The sequence below is a fragment of the Saccharibacillus sp. JS10 genome, assembly GCF_024436065.1.
Lineage (GTDB): Bacteria > Bacillota > Bacilli > Paenibacillales > Paenibacillaceae > Saccharibacillus.
This window is the reverse complement of sequence record NZ_JANFNS010000001.1, coordinates 875,257-897,798: the sequence shown is the minus strand read 5'-3', so window position 1 is coordinate 897,798 and position 22,542 is coordinate 875,257. Positions and strand designations below refer to the sequence as shown.

At 45.5% G+C, this 22,542-nt stretch carries 21 protein-coding genes; 16 read left to right on the top strand and 5 right to left on the bottom strand.

Going from position 1 to position 22,542, the window contains the following annotated elements; translation table 11 throughout:
• The first annotated feature begins 12 nt into the window (after positions 1-12).
• Entirely contained in the window at positions 13-1,740 is a 1,728-nt protein-coding gene (gene ptsP, locus NOM90_RS04080; RefSeq protein ID WP_255940553.1) for a phosphoenolpyruvate--protein phosphotransferase, read from the top strand.
• A 294-nt stretch (positions 1,741-2,034) separates the two neighbouring features.
• Here the strand turns inward: ptsP and NOM90_RS04075 are convergent, their stop codons facing one another.
• Positions 2,035-2,559 (bottom strand): type 1 glutamine amidotransferase domain-containing protein, encoded by a 525-nt coding sequence (locus NOM90_RS04075; protein ID WP_255940164.1) that lies wholly within the window; start codon positions 2,557-2,559, stop codon positions 2,035-2,037.
• 279 nt (positions 2,560-2,838) lie between these two features.
• On the opposite strand from NOM90_RS04075, the gene NOM90_RS04070 reads away from it, so the two are divergent.
• From NOM90_RS04070 to NOM90_RS04055, 4 genes are all read left to right on the top strand, one after another.
• Positions 2,839-3,291 (top strand): hypothetical protein, encoded by a 453-nt coding sequence (locus NOM90_RS04070; RefSeq protein WP_255940163.1) that lies wholly within the window; start codon positions 2,839-2,841, stop codon positions 3,289-3,291.
• Between the two features lie 93 nt (positions 3,292-3,384).
• Positions 3,385-3,726 carry a bacillithiol system redox-active protein YtxJ gene (ytxJ, locus tag NOM90_RS04065; protein ID WP_255940552.1) on the top strand — a complete coding sequence of 114 codons (342 nt, stop codon included), beginning with the start codon at positions 3,385-3,387 and terminating at the stop codon, positions 3,724-3,726.
• 139 nt (positions 3,727-3,865) lie between these two features.
• Positions 3,866-4,876 carry a catabolite control protein A gene (gene ccpA, locus NOM90_RS04060; RefSeq protein WP_255940162.1) on the top strand — a complete coding sequence of 337 codons (1,011 nt, stop codon included), beginning with the start codon at positions 3,866-3,868 and terminating at the stop codon, positions 4,874-4,876.
• 26 nt (positions 4,877-4,902) lie between these two features.
• Positions 4,903-5,622: a 5'-methylthioadenosine/adenosylhomocysteine nucleosidase gene (locus tag NOM90_RS04055; protein WP_370866559.1), complete on the top strand. Its 720-nt coding sequence runs from the start codon at positions 4,903-4,905 to the stop codon at positions 5,620-5,622.
• 96 nt (positions 5,623-5,718) lie between these two features.
• On the opposite strand, the gene NOM90_RS04050 is transcribed toward NOM90_RS04055, so the two are convergent.
• Complete coding sequence (locus NOM90_RS04050) at positions 5,719-8,877, bottom strand: transglycosylase domain-containing protein (protein ID WP_255940160.1); 3,159 nt, start codon at positions 8,875-8,877, stop codon at positions 5,719-5,721.
• 188 nt (positions 8,878-9,065) lie between these two features.
• Positions 9,066-9,665 (bottom strand): 30S ribosomal protein S4, encoded by a 600-nt coding sequence (rpsD, locus tag NOM90_RS04045; RefSeq protein WP_255940159.1) that lies wholly within the window; start codon positions 9,663-9,665, stop codon positions 9,066-9,068.
• Between the two features lie 552 nt (positions 9,666-10,217).
• On the opposite strand from rpsD, the gene NOM90_RS04040 reads away from it, so the two are divergent.
• The 4 genes from NOM90_RS04040 to NOM90_RS04025 all read left to right on the top strand — a co-directional run bounded on the left by NOM90_RS04040 (position 10,218) and on the right by NOM90_RS04025 (position 14,372).
• Positions 10,218-12,203, top strand: a complete 1,986-nt coding sequence (locus tag NOM90_RS04040) for a sensor domain-containing diguanylate cyclase (protein WP_255940158.1) — start codon at positions 10,218-10,220, stop codon at positions 12,201-12,203.
• A gap of 238 nt (positions 12,204-12,441) precedes the next feature.
• Complete coding sequence (locus NOM90_RS04035) at positions 12,442-13,557, top strand: aminopeptidase (RefSeq protein WP_255940157.1); 1,116 nt, start codon at positions 12,442-12,444, stop codon at positions 13,555-13,557.
• A gap of 119 nt (positions 13,558-13,676) precedes the next feature.
• Positions 13,677-13,922, top strand: coding sequence for an HPr family phosphocarrier protein (locus NOM90_RS04030; protein ID WP_255940156.1), 246 nt, complete (start codon positions 13,677-13,679; stop codon positions 13,920-13,922).
• A gap of 162 nt (positions 13,923-14,084) precedes the next feature.
• A complete protein-coding gene (locus NOM90_RS04025) occupies positions 14,085-14,372 on the top strand; it encodes an Fpa/YlaN family protein (RefSeq protein WP_255940155.1) in 288 nt (95 codons plus the stop codon).
• A 101-nt stretch (positions 14,373-14,473) separates the two neighbouring features.
• Here NOM90_RS04025 and cax read toward each other — a convergent pair whose 3' ends face one another.
• Positions 14,474-15,625 carry a calcium/proton exchanger gene (gene cax, locus NOM90_RS04020; protein WP_255940154.1) on the bottom strand — a complete coding sequence of 384 codons (1,152 nt, stop codon included), beginning with the start codon at positions 15,623-15,625 and terminating at the stop codon, positions 14,474-14,476.
• A 193-nt stretch (positions 15,626-15,818) separates the two neighbouring features.
• On the opposite strand from cax, the gene NOM90_RS04015 reads away from it, so the two are divergent.
• Entirely contained in the window at positions 15,819-16,205 is a 387-nt protein-coding gene (locus tag NOM90_RS04015; protein WP_255940153.1) for an Asp23/Gls24 family envelope stress response protein, read from the top strand.
• An 83-nt stretch (positions 16,206-16,288) separates the two neighbouring features.
• Here the strand turns inward: NOM90_RS04015 and ftsW are convergent, their stop codons facing one another.
• Positions 16,289-17,572 carry a putative lipid II flippase FtsW gene (gene ftsW / locus NOM90_RS04010; RefSeq protein ID WP_255940152.1) on the bottom strand — a complete coding sequence of 428 codons (1,284 nt, stop codon included), beginning with the start codon at positions 17,570-17,572 and terminating at the stop codon, positions 16,289-16,291.
• Positions 17,573-17,795: 223 nt separating this feature from the next.
• Here ftsW and NOM90_RS04005 point away from each other — a divergent pair, with 223 nt between their 5' ends.
• From NOM90_RS04005 to NOM90_RS03980, 6 genes are all read left to right on the top strand, one after another.
• Complete coding sequence (locus tag NOM90_RS04005) at positions 17,796-18,971, top strand: M20 family metallopeptidase (protein WP_255940151.1); 1,176 nt, start codon at positions 17,796-17,798, stop codon at positions 18,969-18,971.
• A gap of 153 nt (positions 18,972-19,124) precedes the next feature.
• Positions 19,125-19,562, top strand: coding sequence for a YlbF/YmcA family competence regulator (locus NOM90_RS04000; RefSeq protein ID WP_255940150.1), 438 nt, complete (start codon positions 19,125-19,127; stop codon positions 19,560-19,562).
• Between the two features lie 40 nt (positions 19,563-19,602).
• The gene (locus tag NOM90_RS03995; protein WP_255940149.1) at positions 19,603-19,893 is read left to right on the top strand and encodes a YlbG family protein; all 291 of its coding nucleotides are present in this window, start codon (positions 19,603-19,605) and stop codon (positions 19,891-19,893) included.
• A gap of 288 nt (positions 19,894-20,181) precedes the next feature.
• Positions 20,182-20,619: a hypothetical protein gene (locus NOM90_RS03990; protein WP_255940551.1), complete on the top strand. Its 438-nt coding sequence runs from the start codon at positions 20,182-20,184 to the stop codon at positions 20,617-20,619.
• A gap of 122 nt (positions 20,620-20,741) precedes the next feature.
• Positions 20,742-21,674, top strand: coding sequence for a LysR family transcriptional regulator (locus NOM90_RS03985; RefSeq protein ID WP_255940148.1), 933 nt, complete (start codon positions 20,742-20,744; stop codon positions 21,672-21,674).
• A 26-nt stretch (positions 21,675-21,700) separates the two neighbouring features.
• On the top strand, positions 21,701-22,528 hold the full coding sequence (locus tag NOM90_RS03980; protein ID WP_255940549.1) for a PHP domain-containing protein: 828 nt from the start codon (positions 21,701-21,703) through the stop codon (positions 22,526-22,528).
• Positions 22,529-22,542 lie beyond the last annotated feature (14 nt).

Sequence of the window (22,542 nt, the reverse complement as noted above, 5' to 3'; positions counted from 1 at the left end):
AGGGGGAACAACATGATCATCGGGATCGGAGCAGCACCTGGCGTGGCAATCGGTAGAGCTTTTGTTTTGCCAACATGGGAGTGGGATGTACCGGATCAGAAAATGGACGTAGTCGATTTGACCCGAGAGTTTGAACGTCTGACCGAAGGAATTCGCACATCTCGCTCCGAGATCGAAGATATGAAAAAAGAAGTGAAAGAAATGGTCGGCCCCGAAGAGTCGAGTATTTTCGATGCGCATTTGGCGATTTTGGAAGATCCGGTCTTTATGAGTGAAATCAAAGGCATCATTGAGCGTCAGTACAAAGCAGCGGAAGTGGCTGTCAAAGAAGCGATCGACCATTTCGTTACGATGTTTGACCTGCTCGACGACGAATATATGAAAGAACGTGCGACCGATATTAAAGACGTAGGTAACCGTCTGCTGAAGCATTTACTCGGCGCACCGGAAATTAAGCTTCCGTCAGATACACAGCCTTATATTTTGGTGGCAAAAGAACTGTCGCCGTCGCAATTGGTTCATCTTAATCCGAATCATGTCTTGGGGATTGTGACTTTGATCGGCGGTAAAACGTCTCATACGGCGATTATGTCACGCGCCATCGGGATTCCTCTTGTTGCGGGGCTTGAAGGCAAGCGGGAAGAAGCTTTCCAAACGGGCGAGTTGCTGGTGATCGATGGGGAAGAAGGGTTCGTCTTCGTCGATCCTGACACCGAAATTCAACAGCAGTATGAACAAAAACGATTGAAGTTACAACGCAAAAAAGAACAACTTCAATTGTTGGCGGAAGTCGATGCGGTTACACGTGACGGAGAAAAAATGACGCTTGCTGCGAATATTAGCTCGTTCAAAGAATTGGAAACGTCTTTAAAACACGGTGCGCAAGGCGTTGGATTGTTCCGTACCGAATTCTTGTATATGGATCGTTCCGAATTCCCTAGCGAAGAAGAACAGTTTGAGATTTACCGCCGAATTACAGAGCGGGCAAGTGGTCATCCGGTAGTCATTCGGACACTTGATATTGGGGGAGACAAGCAGCTCGATTATTTTGCTTTGCCGGAAGAAGATAATCCGTTTCTGGGTTATCGCGCGATTCGAATCTGTCTGGATCGACCAGATATTTTCTTAACGCAACTTCGTGCAATTTTGAGAGCCAGTGCTTTCGGCGAAGTTCGGTTATTGTTCCCGATGATTTCATCGGTGGATGAAGTTCGGCAAGCCAAAGAGCTGTTATACCAAGCGATGAAGCAACTGGATGAATTAGGAATCGAGTACGATCGAAATCTTGCAGTCGGAATCATGATCGAAATTCCGGCAGCGGCGGCTATCGCCGATTTACTCGCAGAAGAAGTGAATTTCTTCAGTATCGGAACCAACGATTTGGTACAATACGTCTTGGCTGTCGATCGGATGAACGAACAGATCGCGCATATGTACCATCCTTTCCATCCAGCTGTGCTGCGGATGCTTCGCATGACCGCTCAAGCCGCAAATGAACGCGGCATCGAAGTCAGCGTGTGCGGCGAACTCGCCGGAGACGAACGCGCCATTCCGATCTGGTTGGAACTGGGTATTCACAAACTCAGTATGTCACCGCAATCTCTGTTGCGAGTCAAACACCGCGTGCTGAACACAAACGCTTCTGTCGCCCGCGAAATCGGTCGCCAAAGTTTCCGTTTGTCTCGCTCCGGCGAAATCGAACGCCTTCTGTCCGAATTCGTCACCCCGGTCAGCCCTTAATTGAAAAGGGACGTCGAATCCAAAACTTCGACGTCCCTTTTTATGTACTCATTCTTTCCCCACCCACACAAAAAAAGCGCCCTTTGCGGGGCGCTCCATCCAAGTTTCTATTCCAATTAAGCCGAGCAGAGTCAGAGCGGAGGGAGAAATTCAGTGAAAGACGCCTTTGAACCCGGAAAGCTTCTTCCTGAAATCTCATTCTACTTTCCGAGTGAAACAGCGGCTTGAACGAATTTCTCCCGCAGCTCCGCCTCACCCACAAGCTTCCATCATGTAACAGAAACTCTGCCTAATTTACTCCCCCGCCAAGGCGTCACAAAAAGCCACACCATAAGGAGGAAGATCCGGCGGTCTGCGAGCCGAAATAATATGCCCGTCTACCACAACGGCTTCATCTTTCCAGGTCGCGCCCGCATTTTCCATATCGTCACGGATGCCAGGAGTAGACGTTACCGTGACCCCTTCCAGAATACGGGCAGACACCAACACCCAGCCCGCATGACAGATTTGTCCGATCGGTTTTTTGGCTTCGTGCATTTCACGGACAAATTGAAGCACTTTCGGATAACGTCTTAGCTTATCCGGCGCCCAACCCCCCGGAACCAAAATGCCATCGTAATCGGCACTGTTTAGTTCGTCAAACGCATATTCCGCTTGAGCAGGAACCCCATACTTTCCGATATACGTTTTGCCTTTTTCGGCGCCGACCAAATGAACTTCGGCTCCTTCTTCGCGGACACGGTAGATCGGATACCATAGCTCCAAATCTTCAAATTCTTCATCAACCAATGCAATTACTTTTTTTCCATGAAGACGCATAAGTCACCGTTCCTTTCTCATTGTTTTGTGAAATATCGTATCATAACGTCTATTATTGTAGCAGTCCATAATCACAACCGCAAAAAGTGTCAGAAAGCTTCACATCAATTTTTTACTGAAAGCGCTTAACTATTTAAGAAAACAAGCAGGAATTTACACGATTCATAGCGAATCTATTTCATCAGGTGGATATTTCTGTTTCTTATATGTCTATTTTGGCTGATAGAAAGTAAAGACGGTTTTTCCAAAAAAATGTCTCATGTTTGGAGGGGTTGGAAGATGTTTGAATATTGCAAATGTGGACAAAGGTTCGATCTGGATTTTCGGCTTGTGGATTACAAAAAGCAAATCAGCATCGACAATGTACCAATAGTGATTTGCCCGAAATGCGAACATGAAGAAATACTGCCTTGGGTTCAGCAAGATTTGAGTCTTTTGCTGCAAAGTTTGCCGCTTGAGAACAAGTCTTACGGACTGGATTACACGGATTTTAACGAGTTGGCTTACATTATCTACAAAGTTTTTACAAGTAGCGAAGTCGATACCAAAGATGCTTTTAAGCTTGAGGTGCAAACGGTTTGTGCAGCAAGAATCAATACGTTACTCGATCTATATCGATGCGCGAGCGATGTGCATGATCAGTCTTGGATGGCTGAGATTGAAGCACGTTTATTACAGCTCACGCAAAAAGTGCTTTCGGGTGAAAACGAAATTCGTTTTTCCTGGGCATAAATAAATGAATTTTGACTTCATTTTGCTTGATTGTTACACTAATACCATCACAGAAATAACCTAATTATTGAAAATCAGAAAGGGGACTGGATGATGCGTACATTCACGCAAATTAGTAGCAGCGAAGAGTTGGAGGCAGCCATCGAACAATCGAAAGAGCAGCCGGTATTGGTACTCAAACATAGCACACGTTGCCCGATTAGCGCAGGAGCGTATGCCGAAGCCCAACGTTATTTAGGGGATTCGCCGAATGAAGAAGCCGAGTACAAGCTGATTCATGTTGTCGAAGATCGTCCGGTATCGCTTGAAGCCGCAGACCGCTTAGGTGTTGAACATGCTTCTCCACAAGTCATTTTGCTCAAAAACGGATTGGCGGTATGGAACACTTCTCATGGTAAAATCACTGCTGCCGCATTACAAGAAGCGCTGTCGTAAGACAGCTTTCTTTTATAGAAAAATTAAAGCGTTAACATTGCACGCGACTGAAATTTATCGTATCATGGTACTAATGAAAGCTTGAAAGTAATTCATTGAAACATGATTGAAAAATTTACTGGCAATGGAGAGAACAGATGTGACGGTAACTATTTATGATGTGGCGCGTGAAGCAGGAGTTTCGATGGCGACCGTATCTCGGGTTGTCAATAACAATCCTAACGTAAAGCCCCAAACTCGCAAAAAAGTATATGAAGCGATTGAACGTCTCGGCTATCGCCCAAATGCAGTAGCACGTGGTCTAGCAAGCAAAAAGACCACAACAGTAGGCGTGGTCATTCCTGATATTGCGAATTCGATTTTCGCTGAGATCGCTCGAGGCATCGAAGACATCGCAAACATGTATCACTACAATATTATTTTATGTAATGCCGACAAAAAGAAAGACAAAGAAATTCGCGTTATCAATACCCTGCTTGAAAAGCAAGTAGACGGACTCATTTTCATGGGCGGAACGATTACCGAAGATCATATTCAAGCGTTCCAGACGGCATCGGTGCCGATTGTTCTTTGCGCGACCAAAGATGAAAACGGTACGATTCCTTCTGTCGATATCGATCATGAAGTCGCTGCGTTCGACGCGGTAAGCACTTTGATCCGTCACGGACACCGCGAAATCGCAATGATTAGCGGAACTTTGCAAGATCCTGCAAACGGCTATTCGCGTTTCCAAGGGTATAAGCGCGCGCTGGAAACAGCGGGTATCGAATACCAAGAAGACCTGGTTCGGATCGGGAACTACCGTTATGAATCGGGCGTAGAAGCGATGAAGTATTTCCTCGGACTCAAACAAAAACCGACAGCGATTTTCGCAGCAACAGACGAAATGGCAATCGGTGCTATTCATAGTGTGCAAGACGAAGGATACAAAGTACCGGATGACTTATCGATCATCAGTGTCGATAATATCCATATGGCTTCGATGGTACGTCCTCAGTTGACGACTGTAGCTCAGCCGATGTACGACATCGGTGCTGTGGCAATGCGTCTGCTCACGAAGCTCATGAAAAAAGAAAATGTTGAAAATTCGCAAGTCATTTTGCCACACGAAACGATTCTCCGTCTGTCTGTCGCTCGTGTGAACGACTAAGACCGATGATGAGTATGAGCCCAAATTTGGATCGTCCTATTGCTTTAATGGGAGCAATGGATGAAGAAATTATGCTGCTGCTGGATGTATTGGAAGAACCACGCAGCCGAACCGTTGCGGGTATTACGTATACAGAAGGTAGATTGCACGGGTCAAACGTCGTGGTATGCCGTAGCGGTATCGGCAAAGTGAACGCTGCCGCTACCGCGCAAATTTTGATCAGCGAATTTAAAGTTTCTTCGTTGATTTTTACGGGTGTTGCCGGTGCGCTGCATCCTGATTTGCAGATCGGCGATATCGTCATTTCTTCGGATAGTATGCAGCATGATATGGATGCTTCGCCGTTGGGTTATGCTCCAGGCATTATTCCAGCTCATGTTGAATCGATATTCCCGGCAGATGCTGCTTTGATCGCGCAAGCTGAAGAAGCTTGCCGTATACAAAACGTTTCTTTTTATACCGGGCGTGTCTTGTCTGGAGATCGATTTGTAGCAGATCGCAGCGACGTGCAACGGCTTCGCGAACAATTCGAAGGAGTCTGCACAGAAATGGAAGGCGCAGCTGTTGGGCAGGTATGCCGAATGAATGCTATTCCTTATGTCGTCATCCGCTCCATGTCTGACAAAGCGAATGGAGAAGCTTCTACAAGCTTTTCTGAGTTCACGGAGTTAGCATCTAATCGATCTTTTGCTGTTGTCGAAACTATGCTCAGTCGGGTGCAAACCCTTTCGTATACAGATGTTTAAAAGGTTCACGAAAAAAAGCCTTAAATTCCGGTTTATCGGAATTTAAGGCTTTTTTGATACTCTTTTTTCAAACTTAAGATTCGAGAAGCCGTTTCTTTATTGACTAGCCGTATGCAGCGTTTGCGACTTCGGTGATTCGCCTGATTCATTTGAAGCCGAGACTTTGAAGAACGCTTCAAATGGTGCTTGCGCCGTATACGTGAAGCTAGCGGAAGAAGTGCTTCCGATCGGACTGAACGCTCCATCAGCGGTTGGACTGAAATAGATCGTGTACGATGTTGCTCCTTCCGATGCATTCCAGCTTAGCTTCGCGCCTGTTGCAGAAGGATTAGCTTGAAGTTGTCCCGGCGTCGATGGAACAGGAATTGCTTCGGGAGGCGCTTCTTCTTCCACAGCAGGGGTCTCAGGTTCTTCTGCAGACGTACCGCCTCCGATCTCGCCGATCGGTTGAGATTCTTCCGAATCTTCTTCCGGTTCATTCGGCACGACATTTCCTTCGACAACCGGTTGGTCTTGAGGAACATCCGGAGTTTCTTGCACCACCGGAGGAGGGCTGGCTACAGCGCCTACGGTTCGGCTTGGCGAAGATTCGTTCCCGGCTACATCGACAGCTACGACGCGATGTAGAGCTGAGCTTCGGGCGATCTGGAATTGTAGGAAATCTCCGGTTCGAACCGTTCCTGCGTAACTGAATGAAGAACCGCCGTCCCACGAACTATAGAGACGATATCCAACGACATCGTTTTCCGGATTCGCTGTAAACGCAATCGCTGTACCTGAATTGTTCATCCAGACGTTTACTGGAGCAGAAGGCGCATATCCGTCATCATTACGCGGATCGACTTCTTTTGGCATATCAACCCCGGCATCGGCTGGAATATAATATTCGAGCGATTGAGCGTTACGCATTTTGGACAATGCGTTTTTGAGTTCGATAATTAATTCATTAATCGGTTTTTCCCGGTTTACCGTTACTTTTTTGAGAACCATATCGTCCGGTGTTTCCGGATGCGGAACATAATTGACTCCGTTGTAGACGATATACTTCGCATTTACCAGTCCGTCATCATAATCGGTCGGGACATATTTGGCATTGAAAATATCAGTAACGAGTTTGCCCGATTGAACGGTCAATTCGGTCGGAAGTTTGCCGCTAAAGCCGGATACGGTTTTCGTTACAATACCTTCCGGTTCTGTGAAGGTTTTGTGTTCGAACAATTCTGGGCGAGAAGCAGTTAACTCGTTCATGATCGTCGACCACAATACGCGAGCGCGTCCTTTGTCGTCATTCATTGTATTGACTGGTTCGTTATAACCTGCCCATACGCCAAGCGTGACGTCAGGCGTGAAGCCCATAAACCAGACATCGCCGTAATCTTGCGTAGAACCGGTTTTACCCGCAACTTGAATATTTCCATACTGATTGAACATCTGTGGAATACTGCTGCCGCGAGCGTTACCTGTTCCGTCGCTGATGACGCTCTCCAGCATGTCGGTCATTAAGTAAGCCGTTTGTTTGGAGAAGACGCGGCTCGGGTTAATTTGATGTTTGTATACAATTTTGCCTTTGGAGTCGACAATCTTGTCAATCATATACGTTTCATTAAATTCACCGCCGTTACCGATAGCCGCATAAGCACCTGTCAGTTCTTTGACCGTTACGCCTTGACTCATTCCGCCAAGCACACCGGTCTGTGCTTTATAATCGGTATCGGTAATCGTTGTAATCCCCAGTTTTTTCGCAAAAGCCCACGCTTTATCAATACCGACTTTTTCGTTAAACAGTTTAAGTGCCGGGATATTAAGCGATTGATTCAGTGCGTAACGAGCGGTTACCAAGCCTTGATAACGTCCGTTCGCATTTTTTGGAATATGATACGTCGATCCGGTTGGGAAAATGATCGGTGCATCGTCAAGTACGCCAGCCGGTTGAATCAATCCAGCATCCAGAGCCGGTAGGTAAGCCGCAATTGGCTTCATCGTCGAACCCGGTTGACGTTTCATTTGCGTGGACAGATTCATCTCCAACGTGCTAAAGCTACGACCTTCGATCATTCCGATCACAGCGCCTGTTTTTTGATCAACGAGACTTGCAGCAAGTTGCTGCGGAAGCCCTTGTGGATCGGCAGCGCCGAAATTGGATGGATTGTCTGCGACGCTACGCATCGTTTTGTAGATATCTCGATCGATTGTCGTATAAACGCGATAACCGCCTGTTAACAGCATTTGATTCGCAGCTTCATAAGACGAGTTGCCTTCAGTTGACGAATCATCGCCCGGATTTTGCAACGTCATCATAATTTTGGTTGCTTCGCGTTCGACTTCGTTCATCAGATACGGGTAAGTCGCATACGACCTGGGTTGCTGACCAGCGAGCGAACCTTGCAGATCAAAATTTAAAGCTTCGTCGTATTCGCTTTGCGTAATTTTTCCGTCTTCTTTCATATTAGAAAGTACACGGTGTTGACGACTCACTGCGTTTTTGAAGCCTTTTTCGTTGAAACGACCTTGGCTATCAAAAGCGGAGTACGTCGTCGGAAGCTGAGGGAGACCCGACAAATAAGCGGATTGCGCCAAGTTCAGCTGCGAAGGATCGGTCAAGCCGAAAATCCCTTTTGCAGCGGCTTTAACGCCAAATAAATTGTAGCCAGCTGAACCTTTGCCAAACGGCATTTTATTGAGATAAGCCGTCATAATTTCTTCTTTGGACAAAAAACGTTCCATGCGTAAGGAAAGCAAAATCTCTTTGATTTTACGATCGCTCGTTTTATCCAGACTCAAAAATACCCGGCGTGCGAGCTGTTGAGTCAGGGTACTGCCGCCAGTCTGCACCGGTTCGTTTAGCAGCTTTTGCTTGACTGCTCGAAGTGTACCTTTTGTATCGATACCCGGATGCTCAAAAAAGCTTTTGTCTTCGATCGACACCAGAGCATCGATCACACTTTCGGGGATTTGATCATACCCAACAGGTCTTCGATCTTCATCAGTACGAAGCTGACCGATCGGAGCGCTGTCTCGGAAATAGGCGAAGCCCGTGATCGCGTTCTCGTCGATCGCCTGTTCAATCGCTGCTCGCGTACGAACTGGCTCATCTTTGAGTACAGAGGTAATATACCCTGCTACCGCGCCTCCTCCGAAAAGAACTCCCGCAAATCCTAGAATGATAACCCATTTGAAAAAGGTTAACGTTTTGCGGAAAAACGATCTTTTCTCGACGGGAGATTTACTTTTGGGCTTTTTATTCTCATCAGCCATTAGCGTATCTTCCTCCTTTTGAACAGGGCTTATTATAGCACAAAAACAAGAAAAACTGCATAAGAAATGGGGAGGAGGGCACAAGGAAGGATGAATTTATGTATGCCAGGAAAAAAGATGGAGGAATATCGGTGCATATAAAAATACTCGCAAGCACAAAGCTTGCGAGTATGATCCAGAACTTTCGATTAACGGTTGTAGAACTCGACGATTTGTTTCTCATCGATTTCTTGCGACAATTCTGCACGCTCAGGCAAACGAAGGTATTTACCTTCCAGAGCAGCTTCGTTGTACTCGATGTAACCTGGTACATGGTTACGGTTTTCCAAAGCTTCTTTAACAGAAGCTTGGTTACGGCTTCTTTCACGAAGACCGATAACGTCGCCAAGGCTTACAGCGTAAGAAGCGATATCGACTTTTTTACCGTTAACAGTTACGTGACCGTGAGCGACCAACTGACGCGCGCCTGCGCGGGAGTTAGCAAAGCCCATACGGTAAACGAGGTTGTCCAGACGGCTTTCCAACAGGAACATGAAGTTCTCGCCGGCGATACCTTGCATTTTTTGTGCTTTTGCAAACAATGTGCGGAATTGCTTTTCGCCCAGACCGTACATGTGGCGCAGCTTTTGTTTCTCTTGAAGCTGCATGCCGTAGTTGCTTTGTTTTCTGCGTTGGTTCGCACCGTGTTGACCCGGTGGGAAGTTGCGCTTAAGATCTTTGCCGTTACCGCTCAGGGAAATACCGAGGCGGCGGCTGAGTTTGAATTTAGGACCTGTATAACGTGCCATATTGGAAAAACTCCTTTGTCATGTGTAATGACCGGGGAATCGTGTGCGCCGTATTTTGTAGTGTGTACGCAGGCCGGAGACGAATCTTTTTACATAAAAAAAGAAACGAATCAACGTACTCGTATCGGAAGAGTTCAGCCGCTGTTCCGATCGCTACAAAACGCGTGAGGGTGACGCACCGTTACACCCGGATACGTAGGTATCCGGCGTTCATACATCGTTAAATTTTATAGGATAAGTAGCAAGGCGTCAAGTCTAAAAATAAAGAAATAAAACACGTTTTAGACCAAATTTTATCAATCCATAACAATCTTGAGTCGAAAGACCCAATAAAGGGTAGAAATAGTGAAAAATAAGATGCAAAACTGGGACGAAAAGAGTAATATTAGGAAAGAGGTATTTGTATTAATAGATTGAGCTTCATTTTTGTTGAAAAATTTTTAACAAAACGATCAGCTCGAATCATGTACAGGTTCAACACTTAAAGAAGATCGACTTCAATAAGTACATGAGGTTTCAGTTAGGTATTGTTTTCGGCAAAGGAGAGAAGTTATGTCCGAACGTACAGAGGAAAACCCCGTAGGAGATGCAAGTTCTCATCCGATCGGTGACGCATTGTTTCCGGTTATATCCCGTGAAGATTCATCTTTTTGGATTCAGTCGGTAGATATCGCCACAACCGACTTTCCTTATATAGATCCCCTTTTGCGAGAAAGTTTTATCGATTGGAAAAAGCAAAATGTCGAAGTCTTGCAAAAAAACAAAATGGAATGGTTTTTATTTAATCATGAAGGTGAGCCGGCAGAAGGAGAACCTTCGCTACTTGCTCAATTGAAAAAAGAACCTCAGCACGCCGGATGGTTAGCTCTTGCACGAAGAGAACCGGTATGGGTTTCGCCAGATCAACATGAAAGCGAATTTATGAAGCGGCGTTCGACTTTAGCCGTGCCGATTTTGACTCGAAATGGCGGAGAGGTATTTGCAGTGCTCGGATGCTTCGTCGAAGACCCACAGGCTGCTCATTTGCTGAATATTGTTGAACTGAGCGCGGCGCATTTTCGTACCTGTTTTTATCAACGATTGGAATATTCGTTTATCCAAGATACATTGTACAATCAACATCATGCAGACCATGCTTTGCGCGGAGATTTATCTTTATTTCGTATGGTTCGGCGTCTTTATGACAAATTCAGTATAGACGGTGTACTCGAAGAACTATTGCGAATCGTACTTGCCCTTTATCCGTCTGCTGATTGCAGACTGTTAATGACCCAAGATTATCAAAGCAGCAATCCGCATTTAAAGTCGGATTTACTGGATCAGCGCAAGCAAGATATTTGTATGGCAGCTTTTATGCGTGGAAGTGTTGAAGTGCAGCCTGTTTTAACAACTACTATTTTTCAGAAAGTTGAAGTGGCATTGCCTTTGACGGGGCATCAGGGGGTATATGGCATTTTTCATTTTGTGGTTGATTTGCCTCCGGCACGCCTGGATACGGATTTGCTAAACCGCATATCCGATACAGCAGGAAAAGCTTTTGAAAATGCCAAACTATACGAACAGTCTAATTTGTTGATTCGAGAACTGCTTCTGATTAACGAATTAACAAAAAAACTGAATCAAAATTTGCAATTGAGCGATGTGTTTTCTTTTGCGATTCAAGAATTAGGCGGAATTTTCGGCGCTCAATATTGTTGTATTTTAAAAGATAATCGAGCGGAAGACTGTTTTGAAGTGATGGCATGCAGTATGCCGGAGCTGGAAGGGGTATCGTTCAGTCGCGATTACGGATACGGCGGGCAGGTATTGTTGACCCAAGAACCGATTATCGTACTGGATTATTTGGATTCTTCGATTTCTTCGCGGTTTATGGATTTGACGGAAGCTCGTTCGATGATCGCAGCACCGCTGATTTCGAACGGACAAGTGATGGGTGCCGTGTTATTGGCTCAACAAGATGCTCATTATTTTTCTTACGAAAACTTCAAGCTGCTGCAAATGTTATCGACACATATCGGTTTGGCTGTCAGCAATGCGACGTTACATGCCGAGCTACAACGTGTAGCGAACCGCGATACATTGACTGGCTTGCATGTTCGGCGTTATCTGGATGAACGGATTCATGTCCATCAGTCGGAAGGTTCCAAAGGTGCGCTGCTGGTGATCGATATTGATCGGTTTAAGCAGGTTAACGATACTTACGGGCATCAGATCGGAGACTCGATTTTGCAACAAATTAGCGAGATTATGAGAACTTCGATACGGACAACAGATGTATCTGCGCGTTGGGGTGGAGAAGAATTAGCCGTTTATTTTCCGGAGACGACATTGGATGAAGCACTGCTTGTGGCAGAGCGTATTCGAAGTCTGGTCGAAGAAGAGACCGATCCTTCGGTCACTGTGTCTTGCGGAGTAGCCGAATGGTCCAAAAGCGACGCGACGATCAGTGTAGAGACGTTATTCTACCGAGCGGATATGGCGTTATATCAAGCCAAACATAGCGGTCGTAATCGGATTCGAATAGCGTTAGCTGAATAAGAGTCACTTCATCGTCGAACCCTTGTTTAACTTTTCAAAAGCCAAAATTGTTCTGATCCGGTCACGTACTCGCCGACAGAACATTTTTGGTTTTTTTAACGATACAATGAGTCATGACTTCAAGAAAGAGAAGTGCTACAATGATAAAGTTATCGACGCAACTTTTAGTTGACCGTCGTTCAATTCACACGAAAGATCGATTTGAAAATCGGTATTCGTTATAGGAGGAACTAATCATATGCGCGATCCTAGAGTACAAAAGTTAGCCCGAAATCTAGCAGGCTATTCGGTTGATGTACAGCCGGGCGAAAATATTTTGGTTGAAATGATCGGCCCTGAACGCGATCTGCTTCAAGCTGTCGTAGAAGAAATTACCGCACTTGGCGGCAATGCGTTTGTGAAGTTAACCGATAAAAGAGTACAGCGCACACTGCTAATGAATGCAACGGAAGATATGATTAAAACTTGGGCAGATGCGGACTTGCACCAAATGAAGCAAATGCAAGGTTATATCGGGATTCGTTCGGGTGAAAACGTGAATGAATTAGCGGATGTGCCGGAAGAAAAAATGAAAATGTACAACTCGCTTTATAACCATCCGGTACATAGCGAACAACGTGTGAAACGTACCAAATGGGTTGTTTTGCGTTATCCGAGCGCAAGTATGGCTCAATTGGCGAATATGAGCACGCAAGCATTCGAAGATTTCTATTTTGACGTCTGCAATCTCGATTATGCGAAGATGGATCGTGCGCAAGACTCGCTGCAAACGCTGATGAACGCAACATCGAAAGTTCGAATCGTAGGGCCTGGCACCGATTTGTCTTTCTCGATCGAAAATATTCCGGCAATCAAATGTTCGGGAACGGCGAATATTCCAGACGGCGAAGTGTATACAGCGCCTGTACGAGATTCCGTTAACGGAACGATTGCTTATAATGCGGCTAGCGTGTACAACGGCATCACTTTTGAGAATGTCACGTTCCGTTTTGAAAATGGCAAAATTGTCGAAGCGACAGCTAACGACACCGAGAAGTTGAATAAAATTTTGGATTCGGACGAAGGCGCTCGCCATATCGGCGAATTCGCAATCGGATTTAATCCTTATATTTTGACACCGATGAAAGATACGTTGTTTGATGAAAAAATCGCAGGAAGTCTGCACTTTACACCGGGGCAAGCCTACGAAATCGCCGATAACGGCAACCGTTCTTCGATTCACTGGGATCTCGTGTTGATTCAACGTCCTGAATACGGCGGCGGCGAAATTTATTTCGACGATCGACTGATTCGTAAAGACGGCATTTTCGTTGTACCGGAACTGGAATGTCTAAACCCTGACCAGCTCAAGTAAGGTTTTAATTGTACAAAATGTTTCAGGAAAGCCGAAAACGGTTGATAAGAAAGCGGATACAAGTTATCATAACCTTGTGCAACCTGTTACTATTTTGAATCTCAGACGGAGGGATATTTATGGCTAAAAACAATGCTGCGGTTGTTGAAATCGCGCAAACCGCATCCCGCTATTCTTCTTCAATCGTTCTTCAAGCCGAAAACAAGTATATCGACGTGAAAAGCATCCTCGGATTGTTCACAACGTTGGTAAGCAATCAGCAGTATGAATTGCACGTAATCGGCCCGGACGCTGAAGAAGCAAAAGCAGGCATGGTTGAAGTGTTCGAAAAACATGACTTGAACGTGGTTATTGCACCTGAATAATCGTTTTTAAGCGATCAGTTAAGCATCGCCTATTTCAATAGGCGATGCTTTTTGTGCGTTTGCGTTTACATTTTGTTAGTAGGTTCTTGTATTACCTTTTGAATTCGACTAATATTAGATTAGAAACGCCGGCCACACTTTCAGGCATAGGGGGGAGAAAATATGACTTCATCTGATGTGCAAGAGCAGTTCCAAATCAAAGCAGCCAATCTTCTTCAAGAAGATGCCGATAAAATTGAAAAATTGATTGAAGTTCAGATGGAGAATCTGGCGACCCGCTACTGTCCTCTCTATGAGGAAGTGCTGGATACGCAAATGTACGGATTTTCGAGACAAGTCGACTTTGCGATTCGTGCAGGTCTTGTCGGAGAAACAGAAGGCAAGCAGATCGTAAGTAAATTAGAACGGAACCTGGCTGTTCTGTACGAAGCTATGAATAACAGAGAATAGCAGACGAATTCTTCTTTAAGACTTCGACATAATGAAAGCGCGTCGGGAGAACATTCTCCTAACGCGCTTTTTTTGTTTGCTATAAGCTATAGTTGTACAAATTAATGAACCATGAAAAACGATACGCCGAGAATCAGATAAACGGCAATAAGCAGCAGCCCTTCATACCAGTTGGTCTCGCCGTCTTGGATAATCGATTTGGCAACGAAAACCGACACGGCAATCGCCACAATCTCAATCGTCGAGAACACAATATCCATTGTTCCGTTCAGACCACCCATAAAGAAGCTGACGAAGATCAGCACCGGAGCGACAAATAATGAAATCTGTAGACTGCTTCCGACCGCAATTTCGACCGAAGCGCCGATTTTATTTTTCAAAGCCAACATAACAGCCGCGCTATGCTCAGCAGCATTGCCGACAATTGCGACCACGAAAGCACCGACGAATAACTCACTCAGCCCGAATTGTGTGGTGAACGTCTCTAAAGTGCCGACCAACCATTCGCTGACAAAAGCGACCATAACGGTAGCGATCACCAGATACAAGATCGAACGTTTTTTGGACCAAGCAGGACCGTGTTCTTCCTCGGAAGAAGCTGGAGACGCAGAAGGCGTCGTTTCCGGGCTGCCGACAACCGTCGAAGCCCTGCTTGCTCCTGATGTCGCTGGTGCCGATACTACGGAATCTTCCAAATAATTTTTGTGTGTAACCAAGGAGAAGAGAAGCCAAGCAATATAAGAGACGATTAAGATTCCAGCGACGATCAGACTAAGTGTATTAATCTGTAATCCTTCGATCGAGTGTGTGTTTAAAAAGACTGCCGGAACAAATAAAGCAATCACTGCCACGATCATAAGCGAACCGTTCATTCCTGCAAGCGACACGTTGAAGCGCTGGACTTTGAATTTCACACCGCCAGCAAATAAACTCAAACCCAGCACGAGCAGCAGATTCCCGATAATCGATCCGGTCAAGCTCGCTTTTACCATGTCGAAAAGCCCTTCTTTGACAAGCAAAATCGCGATAATCAATTCAGCCGCATTGCCGAATGTCGCATTCAGAAACCCGCCTAGACGTTGACCTGCATAATGCGCGACACTCTCCGTAGCTTTTCCAAGAAATCCAGCGACAAAAATAACGGATATTGCCGATAGCACAAATTCCAATGTGGGATTCCAATGAAGAAGATGACCGGCAGCGCTCAGCAAAAAAGTTAAAATCAGTAAGATTGGAGAAAGCATTTTTTTCATGTAAGTAAGCCTCCGTCAGCATTTTGCATAAAGTATGTAAAAATAAAGATAACAACTCCTTTTCACATATACATCAATTTTATAGAGAATGAAACGATACGGAGATGCTGGAGCGAAAAAAATTCAAAAACGGTATTTGCGCTAGAAGGGGGTTAGCCTTTAAAATAGAGGTATGAAGTTAGGAGGGATGGTCATGTCTGAGCAAGTGCAATTGGACAATGGAGATGTACGTATCGCTAACGAAGTTGTAGCTAAGATTGCAGGAATGGCTGCGCTGGAAACACCGGGGATCGCAGCGATGTCAGGGGGATTGTCCGAAGGTTGGGCAAAGCGTCTGAGCGGGAAAAACGTACAGAAAGGCGTAACTGTCGAAGTCGGTCAATTAGAGACCGCTGTAGATCTTCGAATCATCGTATTGTACGAGACGCCGATTCATGAAGTTTGCCGGATGTTGCAGCAAAACGTCCGCGAAGCGGTAGAGAATATGACCGGATTAAAAGTCGTTGAAGTCAATGTGAAAGTTGAAGGCGTTGCGTTCAAAGACGATATTTCGATTGAAGAACCTTCCCGCATCCGTTAATTCCAAAAGTGTTCAAAAAAAGGCTTCCTCAGATTGGTCTGAGAAAGCCTTTTAGTCATATCAGCGATTAGCGGCAAAAATCATTAACGTGAACGGTATAATGCAGGACGACGTTCGGTTTCTGTCACCGTTTCCGTTGATTCTTGCTTGACCGAAGGATTTACTTTTTTGGAATCGCGCGAAATACTGAGCAGAATCCCCATACTGAATAGTGTAATCAACAGCGAAGTGCCTCCGTGACTGATAAAAGGAAGCGTGACGCCGGTAAGCGGGATGGTATTCGTAACACCGCCTATATTAACAAAAGCTTGAATACCGATCAGACCTACGATACCGACACCTGTCAATGTACCGAAAATATCTGGGCAACGCAGTGAGATCAATAGCCCTCTCCATAAGAAGTACAGATAAAGCAGTAAAAAGACGGCTGTGCCGACAAATCCGAATTCTTCGCCAATAATTGCAAAAATAAAGTCATTGTGCGGATTCGTTAAGTATGAAAGTTTTTGAATGCTTTGTCCGTAACCCGCTCCGGTAGGGCCGCCTTCACCGATTGCAATCAACGAGTTAAGCAAGTTTTGCGTAGAGCCATGCGGGTCGGCGAGTGGATTCAAATACGCTTGAATCCGGTCAACCCGATATCCGGAAGTCGCATTGGCTTCATCGACCGTTTTGGGCGTGAGCAGCGTTTTGGCTCCAAGAAACAATCCGAGCATGATGGCGACAATAAGCATAGAACCGAGAATATGCTTCATACTTGCACCGCCTGCGTAGATCACGATCAGACAAGCTAAAACGAGAATCATACACGAACCAAAGTCAGGTTGAAGCATAACAAGCCCGGCGATGACGGATACGATAACGAATACCGGCATAAAACCTGATTTTAGATCGCGGAATCGGTCGCCTTTTTTTGAAATTAAAGCTGCAAGGTACAAAATGGTACTGATCTTGGCAAGCTCGGTCGGCTGAAGGGTAAATGAACCCATTGTGATCCAGCTGTGTGCACCATTACGTGCCGGCATAAATAATACAACGATTAATAAAATAAAGGTTAATAAAAACATAGGAATAAATAATTTTTTGAATTTTTTGTATGGAATGTTCATTGTAATTAACATAACGATAATTCCGAGCAAAGCATATTGAAATTGAGATAACGTGAAAAACCAAGGATTGTTGCTGAATTTACTACTTAACAAAGTGAAACTCGAACTTGCGCTGAATACCATCAATAGACCGAAGCCGGTCAAAATAAAAGTCAATATCAATAGTTGAAAATCCGGTGGAGCTTTAGGCGGCTTGGTTTTCGTTTGGACATTTGAGCGGCCTGTTTGTTTCATTTTGTTGCTTCTTATTGTGCTCATGTAAGTTCAATCCTTCGGCGGCCGCTGCGAAAAGCGCCGTTTATGTGTATAATGCTTAACCGATATTTATATAAACGTAGATCTGTCTATAAAAACTTCATCTTTCATCATAGTCGCTTTGAAAGCACGGTGCAAGAGTGGACGTGGTGCTGGGCGAGGCTTTCATTTTTTGCTACAATAACCCAAAGACAAGCGAGAAGCCAAATTGAAGGGACCTGAAATCATGAATGAAACGGTGAAACAACAGTTCGAAGACATGGTGCAGTGGCGTAGAACGTTGCATCAGCATCCCGAGTTATCTTATCAAGAACGCGAGACCGCAAACTTTGTAGCCGAAAAGTTAGAAAGTTTCGGCATCGAAGTACGAAGCGGCTTAGGTGGATATGGATTGATCGGAACCGTGCGTGGAGCGCTGCCGGGACGTGTAATCGCGCTGCGAGCGGATATGGATGCTCTGCCGATTCAAGAAGAAAACGACGTACCTTACCGTTCTACCAAAAACGGCGTGATGCATGCTTGTGGTCATGACGGTCATACCGCCACTTTACTTGAAGTCGCACGTTATTTCGCGGATCGCAAAGACACTTTGCAAGGAGAAATCCGGTTACTTTTCCAAGCTTCCGAAGAAGTATGCCCAGGCGGAGCTAGACCGATGATCGATAACGGAGTGTTAGAAGGGGTAGACGCGATCTATGGCGTTCATTTATGGACGCCGATTCCAGTCGGAACGGTAGCGAGTGTAGGCGGGCCAATGATGGCTTCGACTGACGAATTTTTTATTACGATTACCGGACGCGGGGGTCACGGCGGAATGCCGCATGAAGCGGTAGATAGCGTGGTAGCGGCTTCTGCTCTCGTCATGCAATTGCAGACGGTCGTAAGCCGCTCAGTCGATCCGCTTCGTCCTGCTGTACTAAGTATCGGCACGATTAGCGGAGGAACGGCTCAAAATGTAGTCGCGGAAAAAACAAAAATTACAGGTACCGTTCGTACATTCGATGAATCGACCCGCGCTTTGATTCGCCGCCGAATCGAAAGTATGAGCGCTCAAGTTGCAGAGACTTACGGTGCGTCGGCGAATGTCGATTATTTGGTTGGTTATCCGGCATTAGTCAACGATCCGCAAGAAGCGGAGCGTTTTTTCGAAGTTGCGCCAAAAGTTTTGCCTGATTTCAAAGTCGAAAAGGCAACACCACTGATGCCGGCTGAAGACTTTGCTTATTATTTGCAAGAACGTCCGGGCTGCTTCATGCTCGTGGGAGCGGGTAATGCGGATAAAGGCTTTACGTACCCTCATCATCATCCTCGTTTTGATTTTGACGAGACGGCGATGATGGCATCGGCTTCTTTACTAATCGGTATGGCGGAAGCTGCATTAAAGTCCCAAGATGTTGGCTAAACGGTATATTGCTCACTAATTAATGCCAATTTTTCTCCCGCAACGTCCTTCTGTTAAAGGCTTACATCCTTCTCGGTGTTGTGCTATGATAATCGTACCTGCCCTTCCCGGGTGGGAACGGGTAGAGTTCCAGCAAAGAAGCGTGATGACAAAATGAGCGTATCGGAGATTGAAACAGTCGACATGGCCGGTGTGCTTATGAGCGCATATGAATTGGGCGATATGATCAATGGTTCTGTCGAAGTTGCGGATTATCTATATTGGCGCGAAGCGATGCAGCAGCATCCTGAAGTGCAGGTTTTGATGGGCAAGCTGAACGCCAAAAAAGAATTATTTGAAGAAACGCAGCGCTTTGGACATTTTCATCCGAATTATCATGCTGCGAAAGAAGATGTCGAAGTCGTCGAGCAAGAAATGGAACGTATCGAAGCTGTAATGCGTTTCAAACAAGCTGAACAAGCACTCGACGATTTGCTCTTTGAAATGTCGGAGACTATCGCATACTCAGTGTCTTCGAATATCAAAGTACCGAGCAATAATCCGTTACCTAAGCAAGGATGCGGAAGCGGCGGTTCTTGCGGCTGCGGCTAAAAGCTCGGTCGGTTTATTACAGAAAGAAGGTGCGAGCATTATGGTTCCGGAACGGATCGGTTATATCGTATGGGTCAACGACCTCAAAGCGGCACGTAATTTAGAGAAATATGGAACGCTTCATTACGTATCGCGCCGGATGCACTACGCTGTCGTTTATCTGAATGCCGATCGTGCCGAGGAAACGGCAAAGCATATGCGCAGACTTTCTTATGTGCGCAAAATCGAAAGATCGCATCGAACAGATTTGAAAACAGACTACGGCAGTAAACTTCCGGAAGATGTTGAACTTGAAATAGAGTTGCCAGATTCCGAAGCGATGTCGAGCTGAACGAATGTTAGGTGCATAGGATGATTAGGAAGCGGCCCATTTAAGGGCCGCTTCTTCTACACCGTAGACTCTTTACGAACGTTTATAATTAACTCCTAGAGATTAACTTGTATAAACATGAGGCATGATGTAATATACTGGGTATATATACATAGATACAAAGACCTATTATAATTGAAGGTGTATACACCACTGGCGGACAATTCAAGCAAAAAACGATTGATTTTCCAGTGAGTGTAACGAACCCAAAAAAAAGACTACAGTCTAGTCTCTGGAGAGTGATAAATGGTGCGGGATAAGGCGACGGAACGATGGAGCACTTACGAACCTTTTTTCATCGCTCTCGGCGACAAAAAGGTGGCAGACATCGTTATTACGAATCATGCCAAAAGCCGCTATAGCGATCGGATCGAAAGCGGACAAAAAAGTACGGAAGAGATGACGGACTGGCTCTGGGAATGTCTCCAAAATAAACGGATCGTTTCGTATTATCGAAAAGAAGAAGACGTTTATTTGATCGATGACGATATTGTCGTTGTTGCCGAATTCGGTGAATTGGCAGGCCCTTATCCAATCGATGGTGGACCTCTACACAAAATGATCATCGTTACGTTTTTGGGGAAAATGTCGGAAACGATCGAGTTGCGAGATTTGAAGTCTTATTATTCTTGGCTCCGACATTCGCGCAGAATGACGCTGATGAAGAATGGACGTAAAAAAAAGTAACAGAGCGAAACGTTTCGTAAGCTGGACGATGATTGAAGAAGCGGAGAAAGTCAGGAACAAAATACGTAAGGGTGGCATGAAAATTTATTTTCATGCTTTTTTTTATGAGGAGAGGATGAACGATGGCACTTAATTTTCACCAACTACATATTTTTCATATGGTTGCAGAGAAAGGAAGTTTTTCGGGAGCGGCACTTGCGATGCACATGACGCAACCGGCAGTGACGATGCAAATCCAGACGCTAGAAGAATATTTCGGTACAAAACTGCTGAATCGATCGACCAAAAAAATCGAGCTGACCGAATCCGGTCGTATGCTGTTGCCTTTTGCAAGGCGTAGTATTGAATTGATGCGGGAAACGGATCTAGAGATGTCGCGTTTTATGCAGAAGCTAGAAGGAAGATTACAATTTGCGGCAAGCAATACAATAGGTGAGTATGCGTTGCCGCCGTTACTCGTTCCTTTTGGACAGCAGCATCCCGATATTACGATCTCTCTTCAAGTGATGAACACGACGCAAATTTTAGATGGCATTTCTCGGCATACCCTTAATTTTGGTCTGGTTGAAGCGCCTGTTGTTCATCCAGATATGATTAGCGAATCGGTCATGCAAGACGAATTGCAATTGATTGTGCCCGCTAACCATATTCTTGCGAGTCGATCATCCATTACGTTAGAAGAAGCGTCAGAACATCCTTTCATTTTGCGAGAAGAAGGTTCGGGTACACGGCAAGTCATGGAGCAAGAATGGAAAGCCAAAGGATTAAATCCTGCTGATCTCAAAACCGTGATGGAGCTAGGGAGTACAGGCGCAGTAAAATCCGCGGTCGAAGCGGGCTTAGGTGTGACGATGTTGTCGCCTTCTTCGGTTAAGCATGAACTGGCGCTGGGTCTGCTACATGTCGTTCAAATTTCCGATGCGTCTTTCAAACGCCAATTTTATTCGGTTCGATTGAAATCGACGTTACTTCCTATTGCGGCAGTCGCTTTTTTGAATTTTTTACGGCAACGCCAGATCGATGAACAACTTCAAGAAGGGAGCGATCTTCATTGAGCGAGAAAAAGTTTTACGATCTGCATATGCACAGCACGGCTTCAGACGGAATGAATACGCCAACGGAGTTGGTACGAATTGCGCTAGAGCGAGGGCTTGCAGGGATTGCGCTGACAGATCATGATACCGTTGCCGGTGTTCAAGAAGCAGCAAAACAAGCGGCATCTGTAGGTCTTGATCTGATTCCCGGTATTGAGATCAGTATCCGCTTCCAACATACAGATATTCATATGCTCGGTTATTTTGTAAATGTCGAGGACGAGAAGTTTTTGGAGCGATTATCAGGGTTACGCGGGATTCGAGATCAACGAAACGATATGATTTTGAGTCGTTTGCGGGAACTTGGAATTCAGATTACGCTAGAAGAAGTGAAAGAACGAAGCGGTCGACCAATCAAGCCGGGCGAAAGTGTCGGACGTCCGCATATGGCGGATTTATTAGTAAGCAAAGGATATGCGGTCGATCTGCGTGACGCATTCGATAAATATTTGGCGGAAGGTGCGGCGGCTTATGTGTCGTTAACAAGAATTTCGCCTAGCGAAGCTGCTGATTGGATCCGTGAAGCAGGAGGTGTACCGGTGCTTGCGCATCCAGGATTATACGGAGACGATCAGGTTGTACGCGCAGTGATTGAATCGGCGAAACCGATAGGAATCGAGGTCTCTCATCCCGATCATGATACCGAAGCCGTAGAACGTTACGGAAAGCTTGCTGAGGAATACAGGTTGCTGACTACAGCCGGGTCCGATTATCACGGCGTTCGACAAGGCAAAGTCTTTCATGGCGAGTTAGGCGCTTATACGGTAGAAAAGTCGTCTGTCGAAGCTTTGCGGCTAAATGCGTCTGCTGAATAACGAAAAAGGTGGGT